The following is a 12126-nucleotide window of genomic DNA, read 5'->3' on the forward strand; positions in this document are numbered from 1 at the left end:
CGGTGGTGCGGGTGTTCGTGCAGGCTATCGGGTCGTCGGGGCCCGACGCGCGGTGCGCGTCAGGCGGTGGCGGGGTCCGCCGGGGGCTGCGGCGGGGTCGCGGACGACGCCCGGGAGAACCGGGCGAGCGTCGCCGTGATGTTGTCCCGGCCGCCCCGGGCGTTCGCCCAGTCGACGAGCGCGCCCGCGAGCACCTGCGGGTCGTCGCCGACGCGGTCCTGCGTGCTGCGCACGAGGGCCGCCAGGTCGGCCGCGGGGGAGCAGTAGTTCCACAGGCCGTCCGAGCACACGAGCAGCCAGCCGTCGCGGTCGGGCAGGGTCGCGGCCGTGCGGGCCACCGGGTCGGGGGCGTCGGGGCCGAGCCAGCGCGTGATCGCGTGCGCCTGCGGCGACGTCTCCGCCTGGGCGCGCGGCACGCCCTGCGCGATCATCTCCTGCGCCCACGAGTCGTCCACGCTGAGCTGGTGCGGGTCGCCGTCGTCCGGGATCCAGTAGGCGCGCGAGTCGCCCACCCAGCCCGCCACGACGAGCGGCCCGTCGACGACGGCCGCGACGAACGTGCACGACGGCGGGTTCTCGCGGTCGGCCATCGTGCCCACGGTCGCGAGGATCGCGTCCTGCGCGGCGCGCGACGCGTCGCCGAGGAGCGCGGACCACGCGCCCATGCGCGCCGAGGCCTCGCCGGTCACGGGGTCGGGCCCGTCGGGGCCGCGCGCCGCGAGCACGTCGCGCGCGGCGCGCGCCGCGGCGAGGCTCGCGACGTCGGAGTCGGGCGCGGAGGACACGCCGTCGCACACGACGAGCGCCGCGAACGACCGCTCGGCGGTCGCGGACGGGCTCGCCGCGAGGGCCATCGCGTCCTCGTTGCGCGAGTGCCGCACGCCCCGGTCGCACACGCCCGCGACCCAGCTCGCGGGCCGCTCGGCCCAGTGGTCGCGTTCCGACGCCGCGGGCTCGCCGCACTCGGTGCAGTACCCGTCCTCGGCGACCCGGCCGCCGCAGCGCACGCAGGGGCGCGCGCCGCTCTCGGTGCCGTCGGTCTCGGCGGAGGCCTCGCCGGACGGCACGGCGGTCCCGGTGTCGGTCCCGTCGTCGGGACCGGGCCCGCCGTCGCCGGTCCCGGCTCCTGCGGGGTCCCTCGCGGCGTCGGTCGCGAGGTCCGCGGCAGGTCCGGACCCGGGGGCCGGGTCCGTCGCCGTCGGGAGCGGGGCGAGCGGGGTGCCGCACGCCTCGCAGAACCGGGCGCCCTCGGGCGACGGCTCCCCGCACGCCGGGCACGCGAGCACGCCGCTCGGCTCCGCGACCGTGCCGCCGGGCGCGGGTGCGGGCGCGGGGGAGTCGCTCATCGGATCGTCCACCGGCGCACCTCGTTCGCGCGGTCCACGAGCGTGATGCGCTCGTCCCGCGAGTCGGTGAGCGACGCGAGCTCGCGGTACGCGCCCTCGAGCGCGTCGCGCAGCGCGGGCTCGTCGGCGGGCACGCCCGCGATGCGCGTGGTCGGCTCCGGGCCGGAGGCCGTCACGGTGTCGAGCGCGGAGCGCAGGACGCCCACCGCGAGCTCGGCCCGCTCGCGCGGCGCGATCGCGACGGTCGAGACGCTCGCCATGGCGTCGGCGAGCGCGGGCAGCCCGCGGCCCGAGGCGGCGAGCAGGTGCGCGCGGAGGGTGCGGGACTCGACGTACGACCCGCGCGTCGGGCCGACGAGGTCGAGCGCGTGCAGCGCGCCGTCGAGGTCGCCGCGCGCCTCGCGCACGCGCATGAGCCCGAACGCGGCCGGCGCGGTGTAGTTCGCGTCGGTGCGCGCGCAGATCACGTAGAGCGACTCCGCGATGTCGGGCTCGCCGCTGAGCTCGCAGGCCGCGGCGAGCGCGAGCTTGGGCGCGAGCTCGCCCGGTACCTGCCCGTAGACGGCGTTGAACGACGCGCGCGCCGCGACCGGGTCACCCTGCGCGAGCTCGCCGAGGCCGCCGATCCACGCGGCGCGCCACTCCCACGGGTCGTCCGCGAGGATGGTCGCGATCGTGTCGCGCAGCACGTCGAACCGCTCCGCCTCGATCGCCGCGCGCGCCCGGGCGAGGCGCACCTCGACCGTGTCCTCGGGTGCGTCGGCGAGCGCGGCGAGGCGCGCGTCCGGGTCCACGACGTTGACCCCGGCGAGCCAGCTCGCCATGGGGTCGTGGTCGTCGCGCCGCAGCGTCGGCAGCTCGTCCCAGGCGAGCGGGCGGGACGCGACGTCCGCGACCGGCGCCTCGAACAGGACCGAGGCCGCGGAGTGCAGCGCCGGGTTGCCCGGGCCGGCGTCTGCCGCCACGACCTCCCGCAGGACGCCGAGCAGCTGGGTGCGCATCTCGTCCGCGGTCGCGAACCGGTCGGCCGGGTCGAGCGCGCACGCCTTGGCGAGCAGGCGGTAGAACGAGTCGTACTGCTGGAACACCGGGGTGTCCGCGACGGGCGGGAGCGACGCGACGTACGTCGTCGTGTTCCCACGGAAGTCGAGGACGAGCGTCGCGAGGGTGCGGCCGATCGTGTAGATGTCGGACGCGACCGACGGCCCGACCTCCGCGACCTCGGGCGCCTGGTAGCCGACCGTGCCGAAGATGGCGGAGGTGAGGTCGTCGGTGCGGCGCACGCCGCCGAGGTCGATGAGCTTCACGCCGTCGCCCTGCTGGATGACGTTCTCCGGCTTGAAGTCGCAGAACAGCAGGTTGTGGTCGTGCAGGTACGCGAACGCGGGCAGGATCGCGAGCACGTAGGCGAGGGCCTGGTCCACGGGCATCGGGTCGATGACGCCGTTGTTGTCCTCCCGGCGCTGCTGGAGGATCTCCTTGAGCGACTCGCCGCCGACGTACTCCATGACGGTGTAGCCGGCGCCGTCGTGCATCGCGAAGTTGTAGATCTCGACGATGAGCGGGTGCTCGACCTCCGCGAGGAACTGGCGCTCCGAGATCGCCGCCGCGTAGGCGTCGGGGTCGCCGGAGTTGAGCAGGCCCTTGAGCACGACCCACCGGCCGGACACGTTCTGGTCGCGCGCGAGGTAGATCCAGCCGAGGCCTCCGTGCGCGAGGCAGCCCACGACCTCGTACTGGCCGCCCACGAGGTCGCCCGGCTTCAGCTGCGGCGTGAAGTCGAACCGGTTGCCGCAGTGGGGGCAGAACCCGGAGGTGCGGCCGGGCTGCCCGTCGCGCCCGCGGCCCACCTTCTCGCCGCACGCGGGGCAGAAGCGCTTGCGCTCGGCGACCTCGGGCACGGCCATGACGGACTGCAGCGGGTCCCGGACGGGCACCGACGGGACCGTCGTGAGGCCCGCGCCGAGGCCGCGGCCACGCAGCCGCGTCGAGGACGTCCCGACGCGGCGGGTCGCCTTGGAGCCGGTCGCGGCGGTGCGCGCGGAGCCGAGGGCGGTCGACGCGAGGCGGCTCGAGCTCGTGCGGCCGGTGCGCGTGGAGCGCTCGGCGTCGGGGTCACCCGCCCCGGCGGTGCCCGGGCGGCCCTGCACGAACCCGGTGCCGAGCATGGCGGACGGCGAGGCGGCGGCCGCGCTCCCGGGCGCGGGCACGCCGGTGGTGCCGCTCGCGGCGGGCGTCGGCGTGGTGCCGGAGCCGCCCGCGGGCGCGCCGCAGACGTTGCAGTAGCCGTCCTCGATGGTGCCCGGGCAGCCGGGCTCCGAGCACGGGACGGTCGCGGTGGTCGTCACGACGACGCTCCTTCCGGGGTGGGCAGGTCGCGGGTGAGGAACTGGTACTGCTCGACGAGGAACCGCGCGAGCGTCACGTCGCACGGCGTCGTCTCGACGGCCTCGCGCGCCTCGGCGAGGCCCGAGCGCACCGTGGGGGACGCCGAGCGGCCGTTCGCGTCGGCCCGCGCGGCGAGCCGCTCCAGGCTGTACCGCAGCTCGGCGCGGGCACGCAGGGGACGGGTGTAGGCGTCCTCGATGGTCTCGACGGCGCGGGCCACGGTCGCGAGCCGGGCCGCGTAGGCGTCGAGCTCGAACCGCGAGTCGGGCACGGGGCCGAGGCGCGAGACGTCGGGGACGGCGAGCCGCGGCGGGTGCGCGATCTCGCGGCGGCAGCGCGCGACGAGATCGCGCAGCGCGGGCTCGCGCGCCTCGAGCGCGGCGCGCTGCTCCTCGGTGCGGGCGCGGTCGCGGCGCAGCTCGCGACGCTGCGCGGACGCGACGATGAGGTCGCGCTCGGCGCGCGCGACCTCGGTCTCGAGCTCCGCCAGCGGGCCCGACACGTCGGCGCCGCGCGCGGCCTGCGCGACGAGATGGTCGAGGCGCCCGCGGAGGGTCTCGACGCGCCCGCGCGCGTCGGCGTCCGCGCCGGCGAGGTCCTCGCAGCGCACGAGCTCGGCGCGCACGCCGCGCAGCCGCGCCACCTGGTCGGCCGTGTGCGGGTCGAAGGACAGACGCGTGCGCAGCTGCACGACGAGCGCGTCGCACAGCTTGACCGCCTCGACGAGCGAGACGAGCGCGGCGCCCGAGCCCGAGTCGAGCCGGCCCCACAGGAGCTGGGAGATCTTCTCGCGCGCGACGGCGTCGGCCCGGCCCGAGTCCCACACGGGCCGGATCTCGTCGGCGCGCGAGCGGATCGCCTGCCACAGCGACAGCGCGAGCACGAGGTCGGCGGTGTAGGCGTCGGGCGTCGCGGCGGCCTGCGCGGCGGCGTCGAGCCGGTCGAGCTCGGTGCGGCGCTCGTCGAGCCAGGTCTCGAGCGCGCCGAGGTACGCCAGGAGGTCGGCGGCGGGGATCGCCTCGCCGAGCCGTCCCGGCGCCTCGGGTGCGGGGGAGCGCGTCACGGCGTGCGGCCGTACACCGCGGCCGGCGGGGTCGGGGCCGGGCCGAGGCCGCCGAGCCACTCGCCGTAGATCGCGGCCCAGCGCCCGTCGGCCTTCATCTGCTCCAGCACGCCGTTGACGAACCGCACCATGTCGACGTTCTGCGCCGGGATGCCGATGCCGTAGGGCTCGTCGCTGATCGCCTCGCCGACGACCTTCGCGTACGGGTCCTGGGCCGCGAAGCCCGCGAGGATCGTGTCGTCGCCGGTGATCGCGTCGACCTTGCCCTGCTGGAACAGCACGAGGCACTGCGTGTGCGTGGTCGCCGGGACGGGCTCGATGCCGGAGAACTGCTCGAGGCGCGTGAGCGTCGTCGTGCCCTCGGGCGCGCACACGCGCTGTCCCTCGAGGTCGGCGATCCCGTTCGCGGTCGAGTCGCGCGTGACGAGCACCTTCTGCCCCGCGTGGTAGTACTCCGCGGAGAACGCGATGGACTCCCAGCGCTCGCAGTTGATGGTGAACGCGCGCGCGACGAGGTCGACCTCGCCGTTCTCGAGCACCTCGAGCCGCTGCCCCGACGTGATGACGCGGAACTGCAGCCGGTCGGGGTCGCCGAAGATCGCGCGCGAGACCTCGTGCAGCACGGCGATGTCGAAGCCCTCGATCTGGCCGGTCAGCGGGTTCCGCGCGCCCATGAGCAGCGTGTCCGCCGAGACGCCGACGACGAGCGCGCCGCGGTCGCGGATCGCGGCCATGGTGCTGCCGCCGGGCAGGGCGTCCGGGCCGGGCAGCGCGCCCTCGGGCGCGTACGAGGCGAGCGGGTCGGCGCACTCGGCCGGTGCGGCGGGCGCCGCGGGGGACTCCGTGGCCGACTCGTCCTGCGGGGTGGTCGTCAGGCGGAGGTCCTCCGCGCCGGACGGCCCGGAGCACGCGCCGAGCGTCAGCAGCGCGACGAGCGCCGAGGCCAGCCCGGTCGTGACGACGCCGGCGCGGCGCGCGCGCGTGCCGGTGCGGCGGGTCCCGGCGGGCCGGGCGTGGGGGGCGGGCGTCGTGGTCACCGGTATTCCTCCAGTCGTGCCGTCACGCCGCGCCACGCGAGCAGCGCCGCGACGAGCCCTGCCGCGAGCAGCAGCCAGCCCGCGACGGTGGCCGTGGTCGCCGCGCTGTCGAGGCGGTCGCTCGTCGCGGCGGCGTGGGTCTCGATGTCGTCGCGCGCCGCGGCCGAGAACGCGTCGAACGCGGCGTTGGGGCTCTCGGGGTCGGTCGCGGTCGCGAGGGCGACCGCGTCGTCCCACTGGCCCGCGTCGTCGAGCGCGCGGATCTCGGCGTGCCGCGCGACCCAGGCGTCGAGCGCCTGCGCCGTCGTCCCGTCGAGGTTGCCCTCGGCCGCCGCGGTGTCGAGGCGTGCCGCCGCGTCGTCCGTCGCGGCGACGAACGACTCCTCGTACGTCTGCCCCGAGCCGCGCTTGATGAGCGTGAACGCCTCCATGGACTTCGCGTCGTTCGCGAGCGAGTACGCCTGCGACGCGGCGAGCGTCGCGGCGTACGGGCCGGTCCGCACGTCGTGCGCGCGGGCGCTCGCCTGGGACAGCAGGACCGTCGAGACGACGCCGACGACGAGCAGCACGGCCGTGGCGACGGCGAGCCCCACGTTGAGCACGCGGTGCGTGCGCCGCGCGAGCCAGACCTGGCTCGCGAGGAGCACGGCGAGGGCCAGCAGGCCGGCCGCGAGCACCCACAGCGCGTTGCGCACGCCCGAGAAGTCCGCGGCGACGCGGTCGGCGTCATCGAGCACGACCTCGTCGAGCGCGGGGAGCATCTGCTCGCGCAGGATCGTCGAGGCCTGGTCGAGGTACGCGGACCCGACGGGGAAGCCCTGCCGGTTGGTGGCGCGCGCCTGCTCGACGAGGCCCGTGTAGACCGTGAGGTCGGCGGCCACCTGACCCAGCAGCGCGGCGTCCGCCTCGTTGCTGCCCGAGAGCGTGGCGAGGCGGTTCGCGGCCTGGTCGACGAGCTCGTCGTACCGCGCGCGCTGGTCGGCGGGCTCGAGGCCCCCGACGAGGAACGCCCCGGTCGCGGTCGCGTCCGCGGCGACGAGCGCGTTGCGGACCTCCTGGACGCCGACGAGCTGGGCCGCGTCCTCGCTCGCCGCGGCGAGCGCGCGCGACTGGAGGCTGCCGGCCTGGAACCCGAGGACGCCGAGCGCGAGCGCGGCGAGCACGCACAGCGCCATGACGAGGCGCAGCTTGCCGGGCGTCCGTCGCAGCGCGCCGCGCGCACGGGACACGGCGGCGCCCTGCGACCCCTGCGGGACGACGGCGCCCCCGCCCGGGGCGGTCAGGGCACCGCCCGGCGCGGGGCCGCCGGCCGGGACGATCTGCTGGCCCGCCGGGCGGACCGGGGTGGTCGTCATGCGTTCTCCTCGGCGCTGGAGGGTGCGGTGTCTGGTGCGTCGTCGGTGCCGTCGGTGGTCTCGGTGGCAGAGGGCTCGGCCGGCGCGTCCTCGGGTGCGGGCGGCTCGAGCGTCGCGAGGAGCGCGGGAGCGCCCTCGCCGTCCACGAGGTCGACGGGCAGGAGCAGGCGCAGCTCGTCGATCGTCGGGGCGTCGACGTCCTTGAGCCGCCACGCGTGGCGCGCGATCGCGGCGTCGAGCACGTTGCGGGCCCAGCGGGCGTTGCCGAACCCCTCGGTGCGCGGCTGCGCCGCGGCGAGCCGCGCGAAGACGTCGAGCGCCTCGGGGGTCGGCTCGAAGTCCGCCCGGGAGGCCATGCTCGCGAAGATGTCGCGCAGCTCGGCGTCGGCGTAGTCCTCGAACGTGATGGTCGTGGAGAACCGCGACTCGAGGCCGGGGTTCGTCGCGAGGAAGTCGGCCATCGGGCCGGGGTAGCCCGCGACGATGACCACGAGCTCGTCGCGGTGGTCCTCCATGTCCTTGACGAGGGTGTTGATCGCCTCGGCGCCGTACTGGTCCTCCGCGAGCCCGTACGCCTCGTCGACGAACAGGACGCCGCCGAGCGCGGTCGCGACGACCTCCGACGTCTTCACGGCCGTCTGCCCGAGATAGCCCGCGACGAGCTCCGAGCGGTCGACCTCGACGAGGTGGCCCTTCTCGAGCAGCCCGAGCGCGCGGTAGATGCCCGCGACGAGCCGCGCGACCGTCGTCTTGCCCGTGCCCGGGTTGCCGAGGAACACGAGATGGCGCGTGAGCGTCGGGCGGGTCAGGCCCGCCTCGGTGCGCAGCTTCTCGACGCGCAGCAGCTCGGTCTGGCGGTGGATCTCGTCCTTGACGCGCGTGAGACCCGTGAGCGCGTCGAGCTCGGCGAGCAGCTCCTCGATCGAGCGCGCGGGCTCCTCCGCGACCGCCGCCTCGCCGGCGGTCTCGGTGGCCGTCTCCGCGCTCCCGGCGGTCGCGTCCGCCGTCGTGCCCGACGCCGGGGCGTGCGTCGTGCCGGACGGCGCGCTCCCGGGCCCGCTCCCGCGCGCCCCGAGCGCGTCGAGGATCGACGCGACGGACGGCACTTCGGGGGCCGGGCGGCGCAGCGCGTCGAGCGAGCCCTGCGCGGCGAGCAGGTCGCCGAGGTCGAACGGGTCTGCACCGCCCGTCGTGCGGGGCGCGGCGAGCGGGCCGCCCGCGGCGGGCGTCGGGCCTGATGGCGCGTGGGTCGCAGCGGGGGCGGCCACCGGGCCGGCTCCGGCCTGCTGGACGGCGGCCGTCGCGGCGGCGGCCCCGGCGACGTGCGGGCCGGGGGAGCCGAGGCGCGCGGCCGCGCGGGCGACGTCGGCGAGCGCCTGCCCGTACGCGGTCGCGTGCTTCGAGCGCGCCGCCCCGAGGGCGGCGAGGACGTCGGTCGGGGACGTGCGCCAGCGCCGGGCGCTCGACGCCGCGGTGAAGAACGCGCCCGTGGCCGCCGGGTCGTGGCCCAGCGCGGCGAGCCACGCCGCCGGGGCGCCGGGGGAGGACTCGGCGACGGCCGCGGCGAGGCGCGCGCCCTCGTCGCGGGCGGCCTCCTCGTCGACGCCCGCGGCACGCGCGGCGGCGTCCAGCGCGTCGAGCGCCGCCGCGAGGGTCGGGGTGTCCGGGGTGGTCACGGTGCCTCCAGTCGTCCGGGCTCCGACGGCGGACCAGGCTGCGGCGTGCCCCGGCCGGCGCCGGGGTCCAGCGCGATCGACGAGTCGCGGAACTTCTCCGCGAGGAACGCGCCGTGCGCGACGAGGGCCGCGGCGTCGGCCCGCGAGACGGCGTCGGAGATCTTGTCGAGCGTCACGCCGAGCAGGTCGAGCTGGTCGCACAGCAGCATGAGCGACGTCTTGCCCTGCGCGACGACCCGCCGGTCGGCGAAGTCGCGCGGCAGGCGCAGGTAGGCGCCGACGGCCTCGGGCAGGTAGCTCGTCGCCGTCGCGACGACCGTGTGCGCCTGCTGCGACCCGCCGCCGAGGCGGTCGAGGCGCGGGACCATCTCCTCGACCGTGCCGGTGATGCGGTGCACGCGCGCCGTCACGGCGGGCGGCACGCGCCCCTCGATCTGCTGCTCGACCCGCTCGACCGACGCGAGGATGTCGGTCGACGTCGGCGGGGCCGGGAGCTCGTGCTCGGGCTCGGGCGCGGAGGACCGGCCGCCGAGGCGGCCGATCACGTCGGAGAACCAGCCCATCTAGCTCGGGGTCCGATCTGTGGTGCGGGGAGGGGTGGTCGGGGGACGGCGCGTCACAGCCGACCGATGTCGAGCGAGCCGCTGCCCGCCTGCGACTGGTCGGAGCGGCGCGCGCGGTCCAGGTACTCGTTCGCCTTCGTCGTCTCGGTCTCCAGGACGCCGATCGTCTGCGCCATGGAGTCGAGGGCCTGCGTCTTGAACGTCGAGATCGAGTCGAGCGTCGCGTAGATGTTGGCGAACGCCTGCTGGAGCTGCGGGAGGCCGACGGTCGCGCTCGCGGCCTGCTGCTGGATGCTCGCCGACTGGTCCGCCAGCATCTTCGAGGTCGACGCGATCATGTTCGACGTCGTCGTGTTGAGCGCCGTGATCTGGTCGAGCACGAGCTTCTGGTTCGCGAGCGCCTGCGCCACGATGACGGCGGTGCGCAGCGCCGAGATCGTCGTGGTCGTCGCGCGGTCGACGCCCTTGATGAGCTCGAGGTTGTTCTTCATGATGATGTCCATCGCGAGGTAGCCCTGGATGGACACCGCGAGCTGCGTGAGCAGGTCCTGGTGCTTCTGGCGCACGTAGAACAGCACGTCCTCGCGCAGCGCCTGGGCCCGCTCCGGGTCGCTCGCCTCGATCTCCGCGATCTTCGTGGACAGCTCGGTGTCGAGGCGCTCGGCGATGAAGATGTACTGGTTGAGCCGCGCCATCGTGTCCCAGAGGTTCTGCTTCTCCAGGTTGAGCGCCGCGTTGTCCTTGCGGAGCTCGTCCTGGCCGTTGTACAGCGACTGGACGATCGCGTTGAGCTGCTTCTGCGAGCTCTCGTAGCGGCGGAAGTAGTCCTGGAGCTTCCCGCCGAACGGGATGAGGCCCAGGAACTTCTTGCCGACGCTCGCCTCGCTCGGGTCGAGGTCCTCCACGGTGCGGCGCAGCTCGAGCAGCGACTTGCTCACCTTCGAGCTGTCGGACACGCCGCCCTCGCGCAGCTCCTTGACCGGCATCTCCAGCATGCGGTTGGAGACGTCGGCCGCGGCGCGGATGTCCTTGTCGCCCATCTTGCGGACGTCGTCCGCCTTCGCGCCGAACTCGGGGGAGCGGGTGTCCGTGGTCAGGAGCTGGTCGAGGTAGGACGACACCTTCGACTCGAGACCCGGGATGGCTGCCTCGTCGATGCGCGGCGCGAGCGCCGGTGCCTGGGTCGCCGCGACGGGCTTGACGGGCTCCGGGGCGCTGAGCGTGAGCGTCTCCGTCGGGGCGGGGGGCTGGAGCGGTGCTGCCTCGGTCATGTCGGTCCTTCGCTCGTGCGTGCCGTCGGACGCCGTCGGTGGCGGGTGGAGGACGCCCTCGCGGGCTCCCCCTCGACCCGGGCGAACCGGGTGGAACCGGCCTGCGCCGGTCGGGCGAGTATATCTACGACCGGTGGCCGGATCTTTACCCTTTCCGGGGATCGGGAGGGTGAGAACTCCCCATGTCAGACCAACGTTCGGGCCGTCCGCGAGTTCCGCCCCTCGGCTCGTGCGTCGGTGCGTCGGGGTGCTCGGCGAGAGCGTGCGCGCGTCCTCAGCCGGGCGGCCGAAGGAAGTCCGCGGCGAGCTCTGCGGGGGTGGCGCCGGTGAACCCGGTGCCGTCCAGCGGTCGCGTGAGCTCCTGGGCGCGGGCGCCGTCGGTGATCGTCACGTGGAGCGTGTCCTCGTGCCAGCGGATCCGCGCGTAGGCCAGCGGCTGCCCGAAGTCGCGGAGCAGGTCCTCCCAGGTCCCCAGATCGACCAGGTAGGCGGCCCATCCGAGGCGCCGCGACCAGGGCGTGAAACCGCTCGCCCCCACTCCCGGGGCGGTCGGGCGTAGCCCGGGGACGCCGGCCGCGAGCGCGGCCCGGACGGCCCGCGAGTCCTGCGCCACGAGCAGGTCCACGCTCCCGCCCTGCACGGTCCGGACGCGCACGCCGCCCGGGAACGGCTCGAGCGCGAGCGTGACCGGGTCGGGGCCAGGCTGGCCCGCCTCGATCCGGCCGACCGTGGCGATCAGATCCCCGAGCGTGCTCACGTCCCTCTCCGTCCTGCGCCTCGCGCCGTCGCCGACCATGACCGGGTCCCGTGTCCCGTGTCCCGTCGTCCGTTCGGCGTCGGTGACCGCATTCTCCGCCTCGCCGGCCGAGGGTGAGTCCTGTCGCTGCGGGCTCGTGAAGGCCCCGATCACGAGCTCCGCCGCGCGCACGTTCTCCTGGGGCACGTGCCCGTCGTAGAACCAGGTGCGGCCTTCCCCGTCGAGCACGTGGCCGAGCTAGTGCCGCACCGTGGTGCGAACGTGCTGCTCGAGCATCTCTCCGTCGACGGTGTCGCCGTCGTCCGTAGGCGGCGACGTCCTCGACGATCCAGACCCGCAGCGCCTCCCCGGGCCGCACGGTCGCGTCGGAGAGCCCCACCACCCGACGCCGTGCGGGACGAACCGCCACCGCGTGTCGCACACCGGCAGCCCGCGTGTCCAGAGCCGCTCGATCTCCTCCCACGCGATCGCGTTGACGACTCCCGCGACGTCGTCGGGCACGCACGACGTCCCGGGCGTCACGGGGGAGTAGGCGGCGAAGCGGGGGACGGGACGGTCGCGGGCAGATCGGCGCTCGCGGTCGAGCCGACGGTCGTGGCCGGGACAGCCAGGACGAGCTGGCGCAGGCTCTGGGAGTGTCCCGGGTGCGGGGCGACCGCCGCGGCGGGGT

At 75.7% G+C, this 12126-nt stretch carries 9 protein-coding genes; all 9 read right to left on the reverse strand.

From position 1 onward, the window contains the following. Positions 1–59: 59 nt before the first annotated feature. The 9 genes from ACI769_RS01825 to ACI769_RS01865 all read right to left on the reverse strand — a co-directional run bounded on the left by ACI769_RS01825 (position 60) and on the right by ACI769_RS01865 (position 11456). On the reverse strand, positions 60–1346 hold the full coding sequence (locus ACI769_RS01825) for a PP2C family serine/threonine-protein phosphatase (RefSeq protein ID WP_409141091.1): 1287 nt from the start codon (positions 1344–1346) through the stop codon (positions 60–62). Then, positions 1343–3694: a serine/threonine-protein kinase gene (locus ACI769_RS01830; protein ID WP_085388173.1), complete on the reverse strand. Its 2352-nt coding sequence runs from the start codon at positions 3692–3694 to the stop codon at positions 1343–1345. The genes ACI769_RS01825 and ACI769_RS01830 overlap by 4 nt, the downstream gene beginning before the upstream one ends. Then, positions 3691–4797 carry a hypothetical protein gene (locus ACI769_RS01835; protein ID WP_409141092.1) on the reverse strand — a complete coding sequence of 369 codons (1107 nt, stop codon included), beginning with the start codon at positions 4795–4797 and terminating at the stop codon, positions 3691–3693. The genes ACI769_RS01830 and ACI769_RS01835 overlap by 4 nt, the downstream gene beginning before the upstream one ends. Continuing rightward, entirely contained in the window at positions 4794–5834 is a 1041-nt protein-coding gene (locus ACI769_RS01840) for a glutamate ABC transporter substrate-binding protein (RefSeq protein WP_396051026.1), read from the reverse strand. The genes ACI769_RS01835 and ACI769_RS01840 overlap by 4 nt, the downstream gene beginning before the upstream one ends. Next, positions 5831–7189, reverse strand: coding sequence for a hypothetical protein (locus ACI769_RS01845; RefSeq protein WP_409141093.1), 1359 nt, complete (start codon positions 7187–7189; stop codon positions 5831–5833). Before ACI769_RS01845 ends, ACI769_RS01840 begins: the two co-directional genes overlap by 4 nt. Next, on the reverse strand, positions 7186–8865 hold the full coding sequence (locus ACI769_RS01850) for an AAA family ATPase (RefSeq protein ID WP_409141094.1): 1680 nt from the start codon (positions 8863–8865) through the stop codon (positions 7186–7188). The genes ACI769_RS01845 and ACI769_RS01850 overlap by 4 nt, the downstream gene beginning before the upstream one ends. Beyond that, positions 8862–9428 carry a hypothetical protein gene (locus ACI769_RS01855; RefSeq protein WP_061268560.1) on the reverse strand — a complete coding sequence of 189 codons (567 nt, stop codon included), beginning with the start codon at positions 9426–9428 and terminating at the stop codon, positions 8862–8864. The genes ACI769_RS01850 and ACI769_RS01855 overlap by 4 nt, the downstream gene beginning before the upstream one ends. 53 nt (positions 9429–9481) lie before the next feature. After that, complete coding sequence (locus ACI769_RS01860) at positions 9482–10699, reverse strand: toxic anion resistance protein (RefSeq protein WP_021482025.1); 1218 nt, start codon at positions 10697–10699, stop codon at positions 9482–9484. 274 nt (positions 10700–10973) lie between these two features. After that, the gene (locus tag ACI769_RS01865) at positions 10974–11456 is read right to left on the reverse strand and encodes a hypothetical protein (protein ID WP_144722776.1); all 483 of its coding nucleotides are present in this window, start codon (positions 11454–11456) and stop codon (positions 10974–10976) included. Positions 11457–12126: the final 670 nt, after the last annotated feature.

The organism is Cellulosimicrobium sp. RS (assembly GCF_046159675.1).
GTDB classification, from domain to species: Bacteria; Actinomycetota; Actinomycetes; order Actinomycetales; family Cellulomonadaceae; genus Cellulosimicrobium; species Cellulosimicrobium funkei.

Coding starts and splice junctions, on each gene's coding strand:
- ACI769_RS01825 (WP_409141091.1), bottom strand. CDS start 1,346: ATGAGCGACTCCCCCGCGCCCGCACCCGCGCCCGGCGGCACGGTCGCG.
- ACI769_RS01860 (WP_021482025.1), bottom strand. CDS start 10,699: ATGACCGAGGCAGCACCGCTCCAGCCCCCCGCCCCGACGGAGACGCTC.
- ACI769_RS01855 (WP_061268560.1), bottom strand. CDS start 9,428: ATGGGCTGGTTCTCCGACGTGATCGGCCGCCTCGGCGGCCGGTCCTCC.
- ACI769_RS01845 (WP_409141093.1), bottom strand. CDS start 7,189: ATGACGACCACCCCGGTCCGCCCGGCGGGCCAGCAGATCGTCCCGGCC.